Source organism: Ruegeria sp. CF4, assembly GCF_056537345.1.
The window spans coordinates 115,100-135,778 of the sequence record NZ_JBQFRJ010000009.1; the positions used below are offsets into that span (position 1 = coordinate 115,100).

At 54.2% G+C, this 20,679-nt stretch carries 14 protein-coding genes and 1 pseudogene; 7 read left to right on the plus strand and 8 right to left on the minus strand.

Annotation, left to right across the window (positions count from 1 at the left end):
• Positions 1-173: 173 nt before the first annotated feature.
• The 3 genes from ACR0NF_RS17000 (at position 174) to ACR0NF_RS17010 (ending at position 7,997) form a co-directional block, all read left to right on the plus strand.
• Positions 174-1,718, plus strand: a complete 1,545-nt coding sequence (locus ACR0NF_RS17000) for a ShlB/FhaC/HecB family hemolysin secretion/activation protein (protein ID WP_480778656.1) — start codon at positions 174-176, stop codon at positions 1,716-1,718.
• 1,771 nt (positions 1,719-3,489) lie between these two features.
• Positions 3,490-6,015, plus strand: coding sequence for a cation:proton antiporter (locus ACR0NF_RS17005; RefSeq protein ID WP_480778657.1), 2,526 nt, complete (start codon positions 3,490-3,492; stop codon positions 6,013-6,015).
• Positions 6,016-6,686: 671 nt separating this feature from the next.
• Positions 6,687-7,997 carry an MFS transporter gene (locus ACR0NF_RS17010; RefSeq protein ID WP_480570591.1) on the plus strand — a complete coding sequence of 437 codons (1,311 nt, stop codon included), beginning with the start codon at positions 6,687-6,689 and terminating at the stop codon, positions 7,995-7,997.
• A 205-nt stretch (positions 7,998-8,202) separates the two neighbouring features.
• On the opposite strand, the gene ACR0NF_RS17015 is transcribed toward ACR0NF_RS17010, so the two are convergent.
• The 6 genes from ACR0NF_RS17015 to ACR0NF_RS17040 form a co-directional block, all read right to left on the minus strand.
• Entirely contained in the window at positions 8,203-8,754 is a 552-nt protein-coding gene (locus ACR0NF_RS17015; RefSeq protein ID WP_480778658.1) for a 2OG-Fe(II) oxygenase, read from the minus strand.
• A gap of 252 nt (positions 8,755-9,006) precedes the next feature.
• On the minus strand, positions 9,007-9,276 hold the full coding sequence (locus ACR0NF_RS17020; RefSeq protein WP_480570596.1) for a hypothetical protein: 270 nt from the start codon (positions 9,274-9,276) through the stop codon (positions 9,007-9,009).
• A gap of 402 nt (positions 9,277-9,678) precedes the next feature.
• Entirely contained in the window at positions 9,679-10,542 is an 864-nt protein-coding gene (locus ACR0NF_RS17025) for a LysR family transcriptional regulator (RefSeq protein WP_480668032.1), read from the minus strand.
• Between the two features lie 351 nt (positions 10,543-10,893).
• The gene (locus tag ACR0NF_RS17030) at positions 10,894-11,844 is read right to left on the minus strand and encodes a S1 family peptidase (protein ID WP_480778659.1); all 951 of its coding nucleotides are present in this window, start codon (positions 11,842-11,844) and stop codon (positions 10,894-10,896) included.
• A 92-nt stretch (positions 11,845-11,936) separates the two neighbouring features.
• Entirely contained in the window at positions 11,937-12,470 is a 534-nt protein-coding gene (locus ACR0NF_RS17035; protein ID WP_480778660.1) for an FHA domain-containing protein, read from the minus strand.
• Positions 12,471-12,906: 436 nt separating this feature from the next.
• Complete coding sequence (locus ACR0NF_RS17040; protein ID WP_480473296.1) at positions 12,907-13,524, minus strand: GNAT family N-acetyltransferase; 618 nt, start codon at positions 13,522-13,524, stop codon at positions 12,907-12,909.
• 153 nt (positions 13,525-13,677) lie between these two features.
• Between ACR0NF_RS17040 and ACR0NF_RS17045 the strand changes: the two are divergent.
• A pseudogene (locus tag ACR0NF_RS17045) lies at positions 13,678-13,863 on the plus strand (hypothetical protein); the annotation flags it as partial.
• Between the two features lie 121 nt (positions 13,864-13,984).
• A complete protein-coding gene (locus ACR0NF_RS17050) occupies positions 13,985-15,544 on the plus strand; it encodes an acetolactate synthase large subunit (protein ID WP_480473298.1) in 1,560 nt (519 codons plus the stop codon).
• Positions 15,545-15,761: 217 nt separating this feature from the next.
• On the opposite strand, the gene ACR0NF_RS17055 is transcribed toward ACR0NF_RS17050, so the two are convergent.
• A complete protein-coding gene (locus ACR0NF_RS17055) occupies positions 15,762-16,262 on the minus strand; it encodes an RES family NAD+ phosphorylase (protein ID WP_480473300.1) in 501 nt (166 codons plus the stop codon).
• 151 nt (positions 16,263-16,413) lie between these two features.
• Here ACR0NF_RS17055 and ACR0NF_RS17060 point away from each other — a divergent pair, with 151 nt between their 5' ends.
• A complete protein-coding gene (locus tag ACR0NF_RS17060) occupies positions 16,414-17,955 on the plus strand; it encodes a M81 family metallopeptidase (RefSeq protein ID WP_480473302.1) in 1,542 nt (513 codons plus the stop codon).
• On the opposite strand, the gene ACR0NF_RS17065 is transcribed toward ACR0NF_RS17060, so the two are convergent.
• Positions 17,952-18,863, minus strand: coding sequence for a LysR family transcriptional regulator (locus ACR0NF_RS17065; RefSeq protein ID WP_480472938.1), 912 nt, complete (start codon positions 18,861-18,863; stop codon positions 17,952-17,954). The two genes, ACR0NF_RS17060 and ACR0NF_RS17065, sit on opposite strands and share 4 nt — an antisense overlap.
• Positions 18,864-19,043: 180 nt before the next feature.
• Here ACR0NF_RS17065 and ACR0NF_RS17070 point away from each other — a divergent pair, with 180 nt between their 5' ends.
• Complete coding sequence (locus tag ACR0NF_RS17070) at positions 19,044-20,624, plus strand: ABC transporter substrate-binding protein (RefSeq protein WP_480472940.1); 1,581 nt, start codon at positions 19,044-19,046, stop codon at positions 20,622-20,624.
• Positions 20,625-20,679: the final 55 nt, after the last annotated feature.

Consider the following 20,679-nt stretch of genomic DNA (forward strand, 5'->3'; position numbering starts at 1 on the left):
TGTGTAATTCAGCGCCGTCGTATGTGCGGCGTAATAAGTAAATCTGCGTTCTGTTCACTGTGTTTCTTAAAAACATCACCCATCAATACATTCGAGTAGCGTCAGGTTCACACATGCGAACCACATAATAACATTGGACTTCAACATGCTCAGTCACTTTAAGGTTGTCAAAAATGCGCGTATTCAGCTCGGTTGTTTTTGCGATCATTTGCACTCTTGTGGCAACTGCATCAGTTCCTAGAAGTAGCATTGCCCAAACTTGGGACATTGCATCACAACACTCGGTCAGCGGCGTAACGGTGTATGATACGGATGAGCTGCTAACTTTTGCCGGTCAATTGGCCTTCAATCGGTCAGGGCGCATCACAGCGGTGGAAGTCGCATCAACGATCACTCAGATATACCGGGAAGACGGTTACTTCTTGGCTGAGGCCTGGCCTGGTCCCGACGGGCAGAGCATTGTTGTTGATGAAGGGCGTATTCAAACCATCGAAATTGAAGGCGTGGATACGCGTACTTTCCAGACACTAGAGAAGATTTTTCAGCCTCTCACCACCTCCTACCCCACAACACTGAAACGATTTGAGCGGGCTGTCATGCTGGCCGAGGATTTACCTGACTTGGAATTGTCGACCGAACTTGACTATCCAGATCAGGCCGGCGCGCGGCTGAGAGTATTGGGAGAACCTCTGCGCAAGCAAGCAGGCAGCGCGACACTCGACAACCCTCCGCGAGAGCTTGGAGAAGCGCTCAGTTTCTATGTCGTACAAGAGTTTTATTCAACGCTGACCGTCGGGGATTTGCTGCGATTTGAGGGTTCAGGCAACTACAATTGGGACAAAGACGATGAACACTCTTTATGGGGCGCTCTTACCTATCGCACACCGCTGAGCAGCAATGGTCTATACGGTGAGATTTTCTACGGGAACATAAACGCAAAACGTGACCTCTCAGGGAGCTTTGCGAGAACAGATATTGACGGCGAGAACTTCACAGTCGCGATGGGTTACCCCGTGATCCGCGATGTGGCCCGTTATGGGTATCTTCTGCTGGACTATCGCCTTTCAAAAGCGGATTCAGTCAGTGGTGGCGTTCCACTATCCAGTGACGCGAGTGTCGTTGGCCTTACATATCTTTACGGGCAAAACTATCCAAAGGGACAAGCTCTGGAAGCGGGGCTAACCTTATCTTTTGGTGACAATGACAACGACACGACAGACGCGAATTTTGACGACGGGGACTCTTCGTTCTGGCATCTACGAGGTGGCGTCGGATACGAAAGCCCGCTAGAGGGCTTGTCTCCCAACACAGCTTGGCGCACCGAGATCTGGGGGCAGTACACAACAGACCGGCTGCCCTCAGTCGAAGAGTACTTCCTTGGTGATCGTTATGCTTTGCGCGGATATCGTTTTGACGAAGTGGATGGTGATTCCGGGATTTCCGCGATTTTCGAAGTGTCTCATTCCTACTTCCCCAGTTCCCAGAGCATACATCGCTTGACGCCCTTTGCCTTTTTCGACGTGGGTTACATCTCGAACAATGACCCTGCGAGTTTTGAAGTTGATAATGCTACACTGGCTTCGACAGGTCTGGGTTTGGACATTGAGTTTAAGCAAAACCTATTCCTATCCGGATACGTCGGTGTCCCTTTGAGAGACGGCCCATTGACCGACTCTGGCGATCCTGGCGCGTATCTTGCTCTGACAACAAGTTGGTGAGGATATTATGAAACTGAACCGCATTGCTGTACTTACCGCAACTTGTCTAATTGCAGAACTAGCCGCTACTCAAGTCTTTGCCCGCGGAAATCACTACGGGTGGTGCCGAGGCGTAGGGAACCCACACCAGTCGAGCCAAGGATGCGGGCAGGCTGGTGGGCAAGGAGCAGGTAATCAAGTTACTGGCCCAACTCAACCGGTGGCAAATCAGTTGCCGCCTAAGGGAACGCAGCAAACGCCCACGTCCGTTACTGTTCCAGTCCTTGCGCCGGGCGCGGTCCCGAACGCAATTCCCAATCAGGTTCCTATTGCGACACCAATAGCGGTTCCTGGTCAGGTTCCCACGCCGGTAGTAGCGCCAACTCTAACTCCGCCTTTGGCACCAAACGCGACACCAAACCGGGTGCCGACAGCCGTTCCCAATCAGGTTCCACCATTGGCTACCGGTCCTACCGCGGTGCCGTCGCAAGTTCCGACTGCAACTCCCAATCAAGTTCCGATAGCTATCCCTGGCCAGGTTCCGCCTCAACCTACCGGCCCAACAGCGGTGCCGCCACTTGTGCCCACCGCAACACCAAACCAAATACCAGTCGCAGTTCCTGGTCAGGTCCCACCTCAGCCCACTGGACAAACTGCTGTGCCACCGCTCGTCCCGACTGCAACACCAAACCAGATTCCGGTCGCAGTGCCCGGCCGTGTTCCGCAACCCAGCGGTACTACGGCGACACCACCGCTTATCCCAACCGCAATCCCCAATCAGGTTCCCACGGCGGTTCCTGGCCAGGTTCCACAGTTGACACCAAAACCTACGGCAACTCACGTGGCCGTCCCAGGACATCCGAAGCCTCAAGGCGTCGTGACAATCATGCGCCCCAAACCGAGGCCGACAACCGGTACTGTACAGCAACCTGGCACAACACAAGTGACCCACCATGTAACCCACCAAAGTAATGCGAAGAAACACGATCACGTCGCAGCAACACCTGGACGACATGACCCGCACGACCTACCGAGATTCCGCGACGCGGCAGCCAAGGAAGACTGGGAATGCGTTGCCAGCGGATTTGGACAGCGCCGTTATGATGCTGGGCGAGGCGTGTTGCTGAACAACGGAGCGTTACGGCACCTGGGAAACGTGGACGCAATGGCACGGGATGTGCCTGCAAGGCATCCAAAACATTCTGGATGCATTATTTCGGTCAAACGAAAGCAGCGCTGAAGCTCGCATGGTAGGTTTTGCTCGGACAATGAGATTAGTCGACCAATAGTTCGTCAATTGTCATCTGGATAATTGGATTTCGTATTGCCCATATTCCCTGGCGTTTACGTTGGCTGACGTAGCCCAAAAATGCTCTGTACCTAAATTTGCCTCAATTAGGACAACAATCTAAAGTGCCGCACTTCCAAGAAGAGCCTCCGACCATCTGGGACGGTCAGGTCGGGCAAGCGAAACGTTGAACGGCAACTTTGCAAAGTCAGCTTTCTGCGCATCGCTGACCTTAAAGCGCGTTGAAGCATTTTGTATTTTGGGCTCTTCGAGGCCATCGGATGCATTGCAGCATCAGCCGAAAGTTCAGTCTGAGGGATTGTTGCGGACGGCCCAAACCTGCCGTTCACTCACCGCTCTGGTGTCGCACTGCGGCCCGTCATTCCTGACATTCGCTGCAACTGCACATTATTGACGAGTGTAAGTTCACACATTGATCCCACAGGGTCGATCCGGTTTGAAGGTTGGATTCCCTTAGTTCGAGTTCTCAGGTAATAGGTATTGATGGACATAGTCGTAATTACGACCATCATCACTTCGCTTTTTGTTGTAATCGGCGTGGCGGAGCCACTGGCTGCTCGATTGCGCTTGCCTTTCAGCGTTATTCTCGCCGTCCTGGGGGTGGTGATCGGGCTTGGCGCGACCTTTTTTCTCAACACTGACCTGACGGATGCGCTGAATCCTGGGGCGCAAGCGATCATTGATCTGCCGATCCGGTCCAACGCATTCCTTTATGTTTTCCTGCCAACGTTGCTCTTTCAGGCCACACTCGGCATGAACCTACGCAGGATGCTGGACGACTGGATGCCCATCCTGATGATGGCCGTTGTGGCAGTGATTGTGGCTACACTTTCTATTGGCTACGCGCTCAGTTGGGTAAGTACGTTGCCGCTGGCCGCCTGCCTGTTGATCGGTGCTATTGTGTCGACAACTGATCCCTCGGCGGTTGTCAGCATTTTTCGATCCATCTCCGCACCACGCAGGCTGTCACGAATTATCGAGGGCGAAAGCCTTCTCAACGATGCCGCAGCGATTGCTCTTTTCGGGCTATTCATGAGCTTTGTCATGCTCGGAAGACCCGATCCCTTACTAAGTGAAGCCTTGGGGCAATTTCCTCTGTTGATCTTAGGCGGAGTACTCACCGGTTGGCTCATGGCGCGCATGACGGTTTGGCTGATGGCTTTCGTAGACCGCTGGGAAATGGCGCAAATTTCAGTTTCCGTTGCGCTGCCGTATCTCTCCTATATCGTTGCTGAACAAAGCATCGGTGCTTCGGGTGTCATCGCTGTTGTGGCGGCAGGGCTTACTCTCAATCTGACCGGCCCCGGTCGAGTGTCACCGGTCGCTTGGGCAAATCTGCAAGAAGTATGGGACCTTCTGGCGCATTGGGCCGGGGCGCTGATCTTTATTCTTGCAGCATTGCTGATACCGAGATTGTTGGAAGGCGTGCGACCGTCTGACTTTGGCCTGTTGGCTGTGGTGGTTCTTGCTGCAACACTCGCGCGGGCGGCGGTTCTGTTCGGGTTGTTGCCATTGCTTACGACAATCGGTCTGTCGCCGGCTGTGGAACGCCCCTATCGCACCGCGATGCTGTGGGGTGGGCTGCGGGGTGCCGTGACTCTGGCGCTGGCGCTGGCAGTCACTGAAAGCACGCATATCCCGCTCGAGACCAAGCGTCTGGTTGGCATCCTGGCCACAGGCTTTACACTGTTTACGCTGATTATTCAGGGCACAACCTTGCGCTCGGTGATCACAAAGCTGGGGCTCGACAAGCTCTCTCCGCTTGATACGGCACTATCACGCCAGGTGGTCGCGGTCGCCTTGCAATCAGTGCGCGAGGACGTGTCCCGCACCGCAGAAAACTACAACCTGACTCACGATATCATCAGAACCGAAGCCAAACAGTTCAGCGAACGCCTCGATGAAGCTGTAAAGGCCGCCGAAGACAGCGCTCAGATCCTTGATCGTGACCGGATCACGCTTGGCCTGATTGCACTGGCCGGTGCGGAGCGAGATTCCGTGTTGGCCCGAATGCGAGAGCGCACCATGTCGTCGGTTCTGAGTGAAAAAGTTCTGTCCGACGCGGATAGACTCATTGAAGGGGCACGGACCGGAGGCCGGATCGGCTATCAACGCGCGTCAAATCGGTCCGTCGTTTACGGCAAGTCTTTCCGGATCGCTGTGTTTCTGCACAACCGGCTTCGAATCTCGTTTCCACTCACGCGTATCACAACGGATCGGTTTGAAAGACTGCTCATGCAACGCCTGATCCTGCGGGATCTCGACGGGTTTGTCCGTGGCCGCATACGACGGATTCACGGCCGCCGGGTTGCGGAATTGCTCGATGATCTGTTGGCACGTCGATCCGAGGCGGTTGAGACCGCGCTTGATGGTTTGCGGCTACAATATCCAGGCTATGCCGAAAAACTGGAGCGGCGGTTCATCCGACGAACTGCGCTGCGACTGGAAGAGCGTGAATACACGGTCATGCGCGAAGACGGCCTGGTGGGTGAAGAACTCTATTCGGTGTTGATGCAGGAAATGGCGGCACGCCGTGCCTTAACTGAAGGGCGTCCGGTACTGGACATCGCCCTCAAAGGACGGGATCTGGTCAGGCAGTTTCCGCTATTCTCTGATCTCGACAAAGCATCACTGAGAAAACTCAGCAGAGCACTGCGTACCCGTTATGCCAATGCAGGTGAAACCATCATCTCCAAAGATGAACTCGCCCGGAGTGTGTTCTTCATCGCTTCTGGCGCAGTCGAAGTGGAGTTAGGCAGACACACTACGCGGTTAGGTCGTGGCGAAATGTTCGGGCAATTGGCCATGCTGTTGAAACGGCCCCGTCGCGTTAACGTGCGGGCGTTGGCGCCCTCGACACTACTTTTGCTCGACGAGGCGCGTTTCCGTCGATTGCTTCGCCGAAGTGAAGCCATGCGGAATTCTGTCAGAATGAGCGCAAAAAACCGCATGATAGACCCTGCGGTGCTGGACTTGGATCAGCGTGCAGGGCTTTCTGAACAGGGTTAATTGTCTTGAAAGATCATCAATTGGAAAGGAGCCGCGGAAACAACGGTGTTGTCTCATGGGCACCAATCGGGTTCTGTTTTGTCGATGGTCTTCTCCTATCAGAAGCTTGTTCACTCGAAAAACCGTCACTACTCTCAACATCCCGGACAATCGCCCCAGTTTCCTAGCTCCATATTTAATAGCACCAGCCACGAAGTGCGACTTTGTAAGAAGGACGGGTAAGCGATCTGTGACAGGTCCGGCCCATTGCCGACTTTGAGCGAGGCCATCAGGTGTTGCAGCAGCAGCCCGCTTTGCCGACATTCGCTGCGGCAGCAAAATCTGGGCGAGCCTGAATTCACAGATCGCGGAAAAAACCGACTTTTGCAGCCACGACTTTTGCTCATGCTGAAAGTGCTCGCATCCGCAGCGGTAGATTTTTCGGTCGTGCAGTGATTTCCCGTTTGCGGCCATTCTACTGGGCGAATCCAGCCCGAGTTCAAGCTATGCTTTCGCTGGATTCAGCGCTTAAATTGAACGCCAGCGAAGCGGGTTCCCAAAAAGAAAAAACGAAATTCAGTTATGGAATTTTTGTAACTTACACGATTAGCAAAAACGACATCGGGTCGCTGCCAGGAGAGAAAAAATGAGGAAACAGGTTTGACTGATTCCCAGTCCATTGAGCACTTCTCATGCATGAACGCCGAATACCAGAATGGCTTCGCCATGCGCCAGCACCCAGTGTGCCGGGATTCGCCATTCTGGCGGGATCAGAGGCGATTGCCAGGGGTATTTTGATCTCTGTTTTTCCGGTAGCGATATACAACGCGCTGAAGGATGCGCGATTTGTATCCGAAATTTATTTCGCCATTGGCACAGTTTCACTCTTGATCGGTCTTCTGGTTCCCTACCTGATCCGGTTTGTCCCAAGGAGATGGGTCTATGTATTCGGCACTCTTTCGTACGTCGCGGGTGCGGTTGTGACGACCGTTGCGACCCCTGCTGCCGTTATTGCGGGGCTCGCACTCACGACTTTCGCCGTTGTGACGACATTTGTGTGCTTCAACGCCTATGTACTCGACCATGTTGCCAGGATTGAACTGGGACGTTTTGAGACATCTCGGCTTTTCTACAGTGCGCTGGGTTGGACGGCTGGCCCTGCACTTGGCGCGATATTGTACGAGTGGTGGCAACCTGCACCGTTCCTGATTGCAGCCGGTGCAGCGATTGTCATGCTTCTCATCTTTCTTGTTATGCGCCTCGGAAACGGCAGGCTCATCACCAGAAGCCAATGCGCTCCCGCAAATCCGTTCGCCTATTTCGGGAGGTTTTTTGCGCAACCGCGATTGGTTGCCGGATGGGTATTCGCAGTCGTTCGTTCCTGCGGGTGGTGGATTTATGTCGTATATCTGCCCATCTATGCGGTTCAGAACGGGCTAGGCAGCCAGCTTGGAGGGATTGCTTTATCGATTTCCAATGCCGCCCTGTTTTGCACCCCGCTGATGCTTAGGTTTATGCAGCGCAGTTCGGTGCGCGCAGCAGTCAGAACCGGATTCCTCATGTCCGGGCTGCTATTTCTTTTTGCTGGAGTTCCATTCGGAATCCCTGAAGTCACAATCGCGTTCTTGATGATGGGCTCGATTTTCCTGATCTTACTTGATGTTTCCGCAGGTTTGCCTTTCCTTCTCGCAGTCAAACCTTCCGAACGAACTGAGATGTCAGCAATTTACGCGAGCTTTCGCGATGTTTCGGGTATTATTACACCTGGTGCCGCCTGGCTGGTTCTTCTCGTGGCACCGCTCTCTGGCGTGTTCGCCGCGGGTGGCGCGGGTTTGCTTTGGACGTGGGTTCTGGCTCGTAAGCTGCACCCCCGGTTGGGTCAGACACGCATATCTGTCGAAAGTACTTCAAAGGCAGCTGGCAAAGTTGCTTCTGATATGGTGAGCCTGCCAAACTTAGTCCATGAGAAATCAGTCGCCAGTCGCTTACCGACGGATACATAATAGAGGCCAGCCATTGAGTGACCAAAGCAACTCAGGCGTCAGTACCGTGCGGATTCCAGGATTTAGCAGATACGTTGGACTACAGGAAATGCCATTTCAGCGAATATGTTAAAGGCAAGCCTAACTCTTTCGACTCTGTTTCCTACATGAAAGGAATCGTTAGCCTTGTAGTCTCGGACTCTTAATCAATCGAGTTCGGAAATCATCACCGAAACGCCGGGCCATGCGCCCAGACCGTCAACGAATACCGATCACCATTCTCGACCGGTGTCACCTGATGCAACAAGAAGCTGGGAAAGATGGTTGCGCTGCCCTGATGCCGGCTGGCCGTTACAGCATAAGCGCCCGGCATTATCTCCAAGTCTCCGCCGTCGTACATTCCGGGTTTGCTGAGTTGAACAACCAACGACAGCTTTCTTTTTCGGGCGACTGGACCGTCGCCAATATCGGAATGCCACGCAAAATGACCACCATCTGATGCTTTATAGCAGGCAATCTGCGGACTTTCGGCGAACTCGCTCAGATCGAAGCCAAACTTGTCGGTGTTGGAGCGACGGACCACATCAATCAGGCGTGACATCACCCAATCAGAGCCGTCGACGTCGTCCAGCCAAGTCACATCCGCTCTGCGCAGATTATGACCCTTGTTCTGCCCAACAAGCAGGGCCTCGTTTGCCGGGGCTTTTTGTGATTCAGCAACAATTTGCTCACATTCCCGCGCGGTAAAAGCGCCGGGAATCGAATGAACTTCCAGCATTCTGTACACCGTTTTTGATTGGTACTGGATTTTGCCAAAACACACAGAAGGCGCTGCGCTGTTTTCGACCTAAGAGGCCGAAAGCGACGTAATTTTTTTCCATAATCTCAAATGTATTCGGTCATGCTATCCGGAGTGGGAATTCATCTTCGGTGCGCTCGGATCCCAAACGGTATGCGATGCGGGATCAGGGGACGCGAGTATTGCGTCACCTGAGACTGTAATAACCAATGTTCAGGCCTTGGATTTCCCTCAACCTCCTTTGAATCGGTGATTGTGCCCGCGCCAAGGAAGTTCGCCGGTTGCTTCCCATTCGTAATCGCTCGGGCGCAAACGTCGTTCCCGGTTTTCTTTTTCCGGGTCGAATTCGGACGGGTCCCATATCTCGGCGGCATCGTCCCAATCTTGTGGGCTTTGCAAATCCTGCTGTTTTGCTGCCGAATGCTTCACGATCCCGAACCGTTGTGACGCTATGAAACGCCTTATGTGTTCGGTAACGCGATTAATCCAACGCCTATCCATCGAAACCTCCTTTCCCTCTGCTTCGATATTTTAGGGGATCAATCTTCGTTTTCGGAGTGCCAAACCTAATGATTTTTTCTCAACTGTGCTATCGATGATCTGAATAGATGTTTGTTTTCAGTATATTGCCTTTTTGAGGGTCAGTCCCCACGATTTGGCAGATTTCTATCCCTCCTTATACTGTTCTGGTCTCGATGGACGACCGTGGAGAGAAAAATGCGTTTGCACAGGTCTTTTGGTTGGAGGTACTGGGCCGTCATGGGCGGCGTTTTGATGGTCGGGATTACTGCAGGTCTAATGTTCGAGTCTGGCAAAATGCAACCCGCAGCAACCGAAGCCCTGGAGGCTTCCGAAAACTGACAATTCGCCTTCTACATGGTAAGCCGCGAGTAGTCCGCCATCTCAGGCCGTGACGGGAAACTGTTCTTTTGCAAAGGCACTCAATAGCTGGGCGGCCTTGCAGGGGAGGCTTTCAGGATCATCGTCTGCAAAAACAGCATAGGCGGCATAAGCAAACCGAGGAGCATCCTCAATCACCTTCAACCAACCGGTTTCGACTTCCTGCGCTACTACCCGCCAGGGAAAAAATCCGGCTCCCGGCTGGGCTTTCAAGTAGTTCAGGCCAAGAGTGCCAATTCCAAGCTGCAACATTGGCGTCGGAATTTCCGGAAAGTTCAGCAGGTGATCGGCACGGAACTCCGGCCCCCAGTCGATTAGAACATAGTTTTCTTCAAATGGGCTTCGCGAGGTATCGAAATCGCTGCTCACGAGTACGAAATCATCTTCGAACAACTGCATTGCGGTCAGCCCGACAGTGTTCCGCGGATCATACATCACAGCCAAATCCAGCGCGCCCGCAGTCGTTTGGCTTAGCAGTGTTTCAGTTGAAACCGTAGACCCGTGAACCGCCACATTCGGAAACGCTTGCATGAACGCTGGCATCGCGTCGATCAGGAACCCGTCCCACAAGCTGGGCACAGCACCGATTTCCAGAGCAGCTTCCACCGCATCAGGCAGGGAGGCGTCGATCCGGGCTTGTGTCCAGCACCTGACAAGTGCCTGCGCGTGTTTATGAAAGCGGTGCCCGGCCGGAGTAAGTGTAGCACCCGATTTTCCGCGCTCGAATACTGGTCGTCCGAGCTGTTGTTCGAGTGACCGAATGCGCATGCTCACTGTTGATTGCGTAACGTAAACCTTGTTGGCAGCCTCCAGAAAACTGCCCGTTTCGACAATCGCCAGAAATGTTCGCGCGAGTTCAATATCCATGGGGTATCTATTTAATTTTCAAATATAATGCATGAAGCAATTTCGCTATTCAACTAAAACAGTATGTGGCAGATTTGGCTCGTAGCATGAAACTGCTGCCGCTGTTCGGTTGCGACCCCAGGGTCTCAGAGTCCCCCATCTCGAAGTGAGTGTCGAAGAACGGCTCCCGGCAGCGCGAAGCATCTTTCATGCTACACGACCTGCCTCAGCTGATCGGGTACGCGTTGGCCTGCGTTCCCGATCCATAACAAGGAATACAATGTTTAGACCCTAGCTAAGCGCAGAACTGATACAATTCTGAGCTATCTCTGTTGACGGTAACAGTCAGCGGGAGTTTCGCCCCAGTGGCTGCTACCGGATTTCCTCCAGAAGCACTTTGAGGTGCGATACAGGAACACCGATGTTGGAGCCGCCAAATTCAGGTAAGATCGCGGCATTGATAGCCACCACCTCGCCATTTCGGTTCAGGGCAGGTCCGCCGCTTCCGCCGGTTGTGGTTTCAGCATCATAAACGACTGCACCGGGACTGGTCTGGGCGACGATTCCCCGGCTGGCCAGAGGCCTGATCTTGTTCTGCTCTGAAAGATTTTTTGCAATCGTCCAGAAGTCGACGGCGCCATCGCTCTCCAGCGTTTTCAGAAAATCCGGCCCGGCCTGCACAATCAAGGCCTTTAGGCCAGTTGGAAATCCAAGCAGGAAAACTTCTTCACCTGCACGCGGCGGGTCAGGTGCCAGTGTAAGCCCAAGCCCTTGAACACGGTTCGCATCAACGGACAGAAGTGCCAGATCGGCCGTTTTGCTTGCCCTAAGCAATACCGCTTCCATTGGCTCGGATTGTTCTGGCAGATAAGCCAGCAGACTAAGTATCTCGGCTTCAAGCCCTGCTGCCTTCAGGGCCTGTGCCCGATCCCCGGTCGTCCAGGGCAAGGCGACATGACGGTTGGTCACCAACAGAGAGGTGTCCTGCAAAAGAAACCCGGTCCCGGTGAACTGAAACTCTGCCGGCGCGCCTGCCGCATCTGGCTCAATCCACGGTTTCCCGAATGGAGTTTTTAGTTTCTCCCCGTCTGGGCCAAGCACATGCCGCAGTAATTTGCCGCTTTCGGTTTGACGCAATCCGTAGGCCCCTTGGATAAAGGCAATGGATCGCGTCGAGCCCGTTATTACCCGCCTGGATGCACCAGCACGCTCTTCCAATGTCCCAAGGCGCTGTTCGGTGGAAAGCACCTGATTGTCAAACGCTTCTCTGAGCGCGACCAGATCATCCGCCGTCAATGCATCTTCTCGCGTCTGCGTAAGCATGACAGCAACCGCCTCGATCTTGAGAGATTCCTGTTTCAGGCTATCCGCCAGCTTCCGATCGTTCTGAAAAAGCAAATAGCCAAAGGCTGTAATCAGTAGAAGTAGAAGTAGATAACGGTAAACCGGAACAAAACCGTGGTTTGTGATGTCAGTCGACGTCCGCCTTCGCGCAGCGCACTGGACATTTTGCTGGCGAAGGGTCGTCGGCTGGAGCGCGCATACACATAAGCGTCACTTATTATGTCTTCGACCGTTTGATGTGCAGGGAATGAGTGGTCACACATCCTGTAGCGCGACATGGGACCCTTTTCACCAAACTCGATCATGTCGCCATGCCTAAGAACTGCCGAAGCAGTCTTTTGACCATTGACCCAGATTTCCCGGCCGGGCAGCGCGTTTAGCGTGTAACCGCCTTGCGACCATTGAAAGGTCGCCACATCTTCGTCATGTGGGGGTACATCCTCTTTCCGCCTTATCTTCAGGATACGGTCTTGACCTAGTGAAGCGGACAAAGCGGTGCCGACAAGCCAGGTTACGGTTCCGCGAGACGGACCGGTCAAGCTTTCCAGAAATGCCCGGACATTGCCCGTTCCATATTCCGTATCGCTTTCATCCGGTAACCGCATGGTTCATCTCTGATCTTATGCGTTGCAAGCAGTTTATCATGCGCAATTGTGAAGCTGCCACAGCTTCCACGGAAAATGTTTGGATCGCGAGAACGGATCGTCAAGTTATAGATGACAACCCCATTTGTCCGGCCCAACTCCGGCTTGATAGACGTTCCCTCTGCACTAGCAACAGTGACCATACTTAACGTTTGCAACACTTCTGGTACTGCGGCTGCACCAAGCGAGAAATTCGAATTCACAGGCTAGGCTCACAGTTGACCTAGGGTGCATCACAGTATCAGCGACAGGGCCAGCAGACGGCCCATAAGAGACATTCATCGCAGTCACTGGTGCCGCAGTGCGGCTTCACCAGACCGGCCATTCGCTACGGACATAAATATCCTGAAACTGCCGAACTCACAGATTGCAGACAATGCAGCCGTTTGATCTACCGCTATTGGGCGGCTCGAAACATCGGAAACAGGGGTGGGGCTTGGTCGGCTTTGATTAGACCCATCTCTTGGAAACCATAGCGCTTATACAGCGATAGATTTGTAGGGTTTGTCGACTCTAAGTAAGCAGGTCTTCCATCTTCATCACAACGTTTGAGGCAGCATTCAAGCAACGCGGACCCCAATCCTTTTCCTTGGCGAATTGGATCGACCGCAATAAATGCTAAATGCCAGCAATCCTCATCGGGATGATAATTGTCCATCTGCCCGAAGGTTTCGAACAACGCATCATGCTTTTCTGGTGAGACCGTCTGCTCAAAACAGGCGACAAGCCGTTCTTCATCAGGGTGAATGCTTGGCGGAAGCCAAAGTGCGCCAGCAGTGAAATCATCGTTCCGAAACGCGCTACCCTGTTCAAATGCACGCCCGCCAAAGAAATCCATTACTCGCGGGAAGTGGGTAAGGAAATCGGCAGGTTCAGGATACAGCCAACGCATGAACGGGTCCGCAGAAAATCCAAGAGCAAGTCCGCTTAACAAACTTTCTGCTTCACTTCGGGTTGATGATCTAAACATGAAATTACCTTTGGTCGTTACACCTCGATTTTCACGTTTCAGCATGTGGGCCGCAAATACTTGTTGTCAAATGCGCAATTTATTGTCCTGCTCAAGCAACGATGGATGGCTACGTCGAGCTCCCAGCAGGCCTCTGAGGCGACGCAGCATCCTGTAATATTGTTTCTCGTCAATGTCGGGTTGTCGTTGTGGGAGGGCATGGCGGATCGGAGGATCAGTCATGGAAACCCAAACATACCTGCCGTTCGCGCGCTTCGCCCAACCTGGAACAAAGGACGTATCGTCGGTCAGAAGCGGCCGCCAAAACCCAAGCATGTCTGGGCGACCCGAGTTCGACTTGAACTGGCCGAAAACCACCGCGATTTCGCGTTGTTCAACATGGCATGTCTTACGGGCGAGGGCATCGATGACGATTGACGGCCTGCACATCATCGAAAGCTTTTTCAGTTACTTTTAGATTGTCTCTCCCATAAAGTTCGTTGAAATCAGAGTTGGCGGTGATCGAATGAATGGCGCAGAATCGTTAGTCAAAACCTTTCTTCACAATGGTGTGGATACGGTTTTCGCCAATCCAGGCACGTCTGAAATGCACTTTGTTGCGGCTCTTGATAGACATCCCGAGATGAACTGTGTTCTGTGCCTGTTCGAAGGTGGAACGACGGGCGCCGCTGATGGCTATTACCGCATGAAACGGGACGTCGCCGGCACTCTGCTGCATCTTGCACCGGGGCTAGGCAACGCATTTGCCAATCTACACAACGCCCGAAAATCAGGGTCCGGGATCGTGAATGTGGTGGGAGATCACGCAACACATCACCTGCGCTATGAAAGCCCACTCAGAGGCGACATTATTGGCGTAAGTCAGGCCATAAGCCATTGGACACGAGTTTCTGATCAGGCCACAAGCGTCGCATCGGACGGGGCCGCAGCCATCCAGGCCGCCCGATCTCAAAACGGCCAGATCGCCACTCTTGTTCTTCCCGCCGATACTGCTTGGGATGCAGCGACTGGCCCTGCGACGAATAGCATTCTGGCCCAACCACTTCATCGCCCGTCCTTGGAAGGCATCGAGGCCGCAGCCATGCGTCTGAAGACTGCAAACGCGGCTTTGATGATAGGTGGTTCCGCGCTTTTTGGTCCACTTCGTGTACTGGCTGGAAAAATTTCCGTCAAAACCGGATGCCGCCTGTTGGCGGATACTCTAATCCCTCGAATTTCGAAGGGGGCCGGGGCTGCCAAATTGGATCAACTTGTGTATCCAATTGCACCCAAGATCGCTCAGCTTGAACAGACATCGTCAATCACTTTGATCGGCGCCGACCAACCCGTTGCCTTCTTTGCATACCCGGGCAAACCGAGCACACCCGAGCCCGCCGGTTGCACGGTTTCAAGCCTGTGTGCTCCGACGGATGATATTGCCTGGACTCTTCAAACACTGGCAGATGCGGTTGGTGTTTCGAGCAAGACACAGCTGAACACATACGCTCTCGACCTGCCTCCAATCCCAACCGGAGATCTCACCCTAGCGAAAGTCGGCCAAGCGTTAGCGGCCCTCATTCCCGAGAATGCTATCGTTTGCAATGAATCCGTGACGTCCGGGTTTCACGTCATTCCTCCGACTGCAACCGCGCGACCACATGACTTGCTTGGGGGAACCGGTGGTGCGATAGGGCTTTGCCTACCGTGCGCAACCGGCGCAGCAATTGCATGTCCAGATAGAAAAGTAATTGCTCTAACAGGCGATGGATCAGCCATGTATACGTTGCAATCTTTGTGGACGATGGCACGCGAAAGCCTGGACGTTACGGTGATTGTTTTTGCAAACCGCGGCTATCAAATCCTTCGAGATGAGCTGGCAAATGTCGGTGTTGAGAGTTTTGGCAAGAATGCGGAGGCAATGTTTGATGTGGAAAACCCAACGCTTGATTGGGTTGCGCTCGCTAAAGGGCATGGGGTTCCCGGAATACGAATTGAAGACACCGATAGCTTTGCAAAAGCCCTTTCCGCGGGGCTATCACGTGACGGCCCTTCCTTGATCGAAGTCATGTGCCCGCCAGCATCTTGAACACAAATTCTTTTTGAAACGGGCGGCCCAAAGCCGCCTTTCGTTACCCAAAGCGAAGCTACATTTTGGCACTGAAAGCAGACTGTCACGAGCGCTCAAACAACATGCAAAAAAATGTCATTGGCGTGCCAGAAGAGAACTCATGACAATGTCCTCCACACAGCCAATTTTCGCGATGACCATAATTGCGAAATGATAGTTGGTCGCACCTTAAACGTCACCGATAATCCGGCAGGACGGAAACCGGCTTCACTTCACTACGCCGAAACACGCCAGGTGCGCCTGGCTCGCTCCATCGAAATAAAGTTATGTGCCAAAGACCCGGACGCCTTCGCGAAGGGTCAATCAACCCGATATGCCGATCTGTTCTGAGCCGATCAGCAGCGAGCCATGAAGACGGCTCTCCGCCCGCAGCTAAGAGTTTGCGCCAGGGCTGACTGGCGAGTGCATAGATATCCGCGGCTTCGGGGCTGCGCAGATCGAATAACGCACATCGTTCCACCTCGAAGGTCAGCACAACCCGCGGGCGATCATCCTTCCTAACGTCCTGACCAATAGCGACTTTTGCGCTTTCGACATCAGGGCTCAGATACAAAGCGTCCTGCCCCCGGCGATTGAACCGGGCGGGTGGGCGATCCGGTGCGCCGCGCATGAGGTGAACGTCTGGGTCATCGGCCCAAACAATCTTTACGAATTCTCCGGAAACTTCTGTCAGCATAACGGGTGGCACTGATCGTTTGCGCGTCGCGTTATAGGAAAGACGCAAGGCGGCAGTGGTTTTCCTAGAACAGAGAAGACGCATGATATCTTGATTGAAATCACCTACTCATGTTTCCTCGCACTGTGTTGCATTTCCAAAGGCCTCTCGCATGACGGCTCCAAAGATCGCCCTCCTTGGCGCAATTCTCGAGTCAAATCGCTTTGCACCCCCGGCTGATTTGTCAGACTTTAAGTCTCTGACATGGCTTACAAGCGATGCTTTGATGTCTGAAGCCAGATCCGCGACACCAAAGCTGGCAATAGAATTTGCGGCCTTTGTCCGGGCGATGGATGCTACGGGCGACTGGACGCCGGTACCCTGTATCTTGGCAGCCAGCCATCCCGCAGGTCCAGTACGAAAAACCGTGATCGAAGAGATCATGGTGACTTCGGAAGACATGCTTCGCTCAGCTGGCCCTGTCGACGCAGTCTACATCTGCAATCACGGCGCGATGGTTGCCGAGCACGACCACGACCCCGACGGTTTGTTGATGTCACGCATTCGGAGAGTTGTCGGACCGGACGTACCTGTCATCGCGACACTCGATTTGCATGCAAATATCTCACAACGGATGGTCGATGCCTGTGACCTGATCGTCGGCTATCGGACCAATCCTCACGTCGATCAAATAGAACGTGGCGAGGAAGCCGCCTTTTCGCTGCACCGGGTTTTGGCGTCGGGCGTCCGGCCCCAAACCGCGCATGTCAAACTGCCTCTTGTTCCGGCATCCGTGACCCTGCTAAGTGCCGAGCACCCGTATGGCGCGCTGATCGACCATGGTCAGCGACGACAAGCCGAAGGTCGAGGTGAGATTCTAAACGTATCGATCTTCGGTAATTTTCTTTTCTCCGACACGCCCGACAACGGTCTGAGCATCGTTGTCACCGCGCGTGAGGACCAGAAGGCGGCCAATGCACTGGCGGAAGAATTGGCAGACATGGCCTGGTCATTGAGGAAGGATTTCGTTCGGAAACTGACATCCGTGACGGAAGCGATCTCAATTTCCGCTGACCAAGCGCGCACGCCTGTGATTTTCTCCGATGCCGGTGACAATCCTGGTGGCGGCGGCAGTGGCAGGACGACGGAACTGATAGCCGCTCTTCATGCGGCAAAAGTCGAAGAATGCCTATTCGGTTCCTTTTGTGATCCGGAACTTGCGAACGAAGCCCATGGCATCGGTGTCGGCGGCAAATTCAGGGCACGATTCAACCGGTCTTCCGATTCCAGCGCTTTCTGGGCGCAATGGGATGTGCCTTTTGAGGTGGATGCAGAGGTCTTGGGTCTCCATAATGGAGATGTGGTAGGTGAACTGGGCATGACGGCTGGTCGGAGATTGGCCCTAGGGCCATCCGCTGCGCTTCGTATTGGTGGTATCACCGTGGTGGTGATCACCGATCGCACACAGACTGCCGACCCCGTGTTCTTTCATATGTTCGGGCTGGATATTGCGTCTGCCCGGACTGTTGTTGTGAAATCCCGAGGCCACTTTCGGGCCGGGTTTTCCAACTGGTTTGGGCCAAACCAGGTATTTGAGGTCGACACGGGCGGGCTTACGTCGCCAGTTCACGACCGCTGGCCGTTTGCGAATTTGCCACGACCGAACTTTCCGATGGACGTCGACACCTCGTGGTCGGCTAAGATGCTGCGCTAGACGGGCTCTGAGTATTTGTCCTGCGGCGTCGTCAACTTGACAAATCGCATGAACTGGCGGGCAAGCTGAGAAGGTGGCCTGCCTGATGGAAGTACAAAGCTCGTGTCATAAAAAATGGCGGCGTCAAATGGCCTGACGACGACACCTTCCATCCCTGACGACAACAACGGGAAGGGATTGATCAGCGTCACGCCCAAACCCTCGCGGACGAGCTCCAGTGCGGCCATGTTCGTTGCCGTTTCTGCGACTTGTTTCGGCCGAATTCCAGCGCGCGCAAAGATCTTTTCGGTGATCGCTCGCGTCCCCAGCCTTCGCAGAAACTCGATCAGCGCGACGCCTTCAAGGTCGTGCGGCGTCACCACTCGTTTTTCCGATAGCGGATGGTTGCTCGGCATGGCGCAGACCACCTGACTGCGGCGCCAAGGCATGAGATGAACACCCGTTCGTTGGATCATCGCACTCGTCAAACCAAGATCATAGCGGAGGTCGAGAATGCCGGCGACCAGCACGTCCGTGGCCTGAATATCCAATTGAAGCTGCTTTCCTTCATTCTTCTTGAGAAAACTGGCCACCCTGGAGATGACAAAGTGATGTGCCAGAGTCGGCGGCACGATCAGGCGTAACGGCTCGTTATCCGGAGTAGCCCATTCTGCGCCCTCAATGTCCGCCAGCGTCTCGAAAATTGGGTCCAGTTTTTCGTTGAGACGCAAGGCTTCGTCTGTTGGGTCGATACGTCCCGATCGCCGGAGAAAGAGCGATCGCCCAACACGGGCCTCGAGTTGTGACAAGGACCGGCTCACGGCAGACTGCGAAATCCCGAGACGCCGCGCGGCGCCGATGGTTGTCCCAGTCGTGATCACGGCTCTTAGCGACTCGAACTCGCGCAGTCTGTGTCTGTGTTCCGTCATACTACATTACTCCCCCGGTACGAGCGGCTGAACATCCAAACTCTTGGATTGGTCTATGCAAAGTCGCATAGCAATAAGTATTGGCAATGATTTTTGCGGTAGCTAGTTTTTTTTATAGGGCGCGGGATCGGCCAAAGATTCGCCCATTCACAAGCGCCAAACAAACAGGGAGTCTTTTTGATGAGGAAACTCACATCTGCGACAGCCGTCGCTGTCAGCATTTTGGCTTTCGGCGCCGGTGCTGTTTCGGCCGAAAAACTAACGATCGGCCTCGCTTCGGAGCCGACGTCACTCGATCCGCATTTTCACAACCTGGGTCCGAACAACGCGATGTCCGTGCACATCTTTGACCGGCTGATCGCGCAGGATGAGAAGCAGCGCCTATCGCCGGGTCTTGCCGTGTCATGGGAGCCGATTGATGAATTGACTTGGGAGTTCAAGCTGCGTGAGGGCGTAAAGTTTCACGACGGAAGTGACTTTACGGCGGACGATGTAGTCTGCACCATGGCGCGCGCGCCGGACGTACCGAACTCTCCATCGGGATACGGCACCTATCTAAAGGGTAAGGAAGTCATCAAGATCGATGACTACACGGTGCACTTCAAAACGGCCGCACCTTATCCGTTGATGGGCAATGACATTTCCACGATCCCTGTGATCTCAGAAGTGGGCTGCGAAGCAACGACGGAAGACTTCAACGCGGGTACGGCCGCCATCGGCACAGGGCCGTTCAAGTTCCAAAGTTACACACCGGGTGAAAGCATCGTACTGGTGCGGAACGACGACTACTGGGGTGACGCGCCGATCTGGTCCGAGGTGGAATTCCGCCCAATCACGTCCGGTCCGAGCCGTGTTGCATCGCTTCTTGCCGGTGACGTCGACATGATATCGGGCGTACCAACGACCGATATCACAACACTTCAGGGCAATGATGGTATCCAGCTGAGCCAGGGCGTGTCCAACCGAGTGATCTATCTTCACATGGACCAATTCCGCGAGGATTCACCCTTTGTGAAGGCCAACGGTGGCGGCGATATCAAGAACCCCCTCATGGACGTCCGCGTCCGCAAGGCGATCAGCATGGCGATCAACCGCGATGCAATCGTTGAGCGTGTCATGGAGGGGGTTGCCCTGCCCGCCGGCCAGCTTCTGCCCGAGGGGTTCTTTGGCGTGTCCGACAATCTGGACGTCGTGGCTTATGACCCGGACGGTGCTAAAGCGCTTCTGGCTGAAGCCGGTTATCCCGATGGATTTGAAATGACAATCCATGGGCCGAATGACCGTTACATCAACGACGCCAAAATTGCCGAGGCAATTGCGCAAATGTTGACCCGTGTTGGCATCAAGACAGCCGTCGAAACAATGCCGCGTTCGGTATACTTTGGACGCGCGTCCAAAGGCAGCCCAGAGGGTCTGCCGGAGTTCAGCTTTATCCTCGTCGGATGGGGCGCGGGGTCCGGCGAAGCGTCCTCGCCTCTCAAATCGCTGATCCACACCCATGACAAGGATGCGGGCTTTGGATCATCGAACCGTGGCCGGCACTCGGATGCTGAAACCGACGCACTGATCGAAGAAGCCCTGCGAACAGTCGATGACGCAAAGCGGCAGGAACTGCTCGCCGCGGCGACAGAGCGCGCGATCGAGAACGTGGCGATCATTCCGACGCACTTCCAGGTCAACACCTGGGCGGCCAAAAAAGGTCTGAGCTACATCCCTCGGACCGACGAATACACTCTCGCGACAGGCGTCGTGAAAGAGTAATCGCAATGCATCCGGGCCGCCTTCGCAGCGGCCCGGAGCCTTTGCCCAGGGAATG

Bases quoted from the DNA above. Each gene is read 5' to 3' on its own strand.
- ACR0NF_RS17000 (WP_480778656.1), top strand. From the start codon at position 174: ATGCGCGTATTCAGCTCGGTTGTTTTTGCGATCATTTGCACTCTTGTG.
- ACR0NF_RS17005 (WP_480778657.1), top strand. From the start codon at position 3,490: ATGGACATAGTCGTAATTACGACCATCATCACTTCGCTTTTTGTTGTA.
- ACR0NF_RS17010 (WP_480570591.1), top strand. From the start codon at position 6,687: ATGCATGAACGCCGAATACCAGAATGGCTTCGCCATGCGCCAGCACCC.
- ACR0NF_RS17015 (WP_480778658.1), bottom strand. From the start codon at position 8,754: ATGCTGGAAGTTCATTCGATTCCCGGCGCTTTTACCGCGCGGGAATGT.
- ACR0NF_RS17020 (WP_480570596.1), bottom strand. From the start codon at position 9,276: ATGGATAGGCGTTGGATTAATCGCGTTACCGAACACATAAGGCGTTTC.
- ACR0NF_RS17025 (WP_480668032.1), bottom strand. From the start codon at position 10,542: ATGGATATTGAACTCGCGCGAACATTTCTGGCGATTGTCGAAACGGGC.
- ACR0NF_RS17030 (WP_480778659.1), bottom strand. From the start codon at position 11,844: ATGCTTACGCAGACGCGAGAAGATGCATTGACGGCGGATGATCTGGTC.
- ACR0NF_RS17035 (WP_480778660.1), bottom strand. From the start codon at position 12,470: ATGCGGTTACCGGATGAAAGCGATACGGAATATGGAACGGGCAATGTC.
- ACR0NF_RS17040 (WP_480473296.1), bottom strand. From the start codon at position 13,524: ATGCTGAAACGTGAAAATCGAGGTGTAACGACCAAAGGTAATTTCATG.
- ACR0NF_RS17050 (WP_480473298.1), top strand. From the start codon at position 13,985: ATGAATGGCGCAGAATCGTTAGTCAAAACCTTTCTTCACAATGGTGTG.
- ACR0NF_RS17055 (WP_480473300.1), bottom strand. From the start codon at position 16,262: ATGCTGACAGAAGTTTCCGGAGAATTCGTAAAGATTGTTTGGGCCGAT.
- ACR0NF_RS17060 (WP_480473302.1), top strand. From the start codon at position 16,414: ATGACGGCTCCAAAGATCGCCCTCCTTGGCGCAATTCTCGAGTCAAAT.
- ACR0NF_RS17065 (WP_480472938.1), bottom strand. From the start codon at position 18,863: ATGACGGAACACAGACACAGACTGCGCGAGTTCGAGTCGCTAAGAGCC.
- ACR0NF_RS17070 (WP_480472940.1), top strand. From the start codon at position 19,044: ATGAGGAAACTCACATCTGCGACAGCCGTCGCTGTCAGCATTTTGGCT.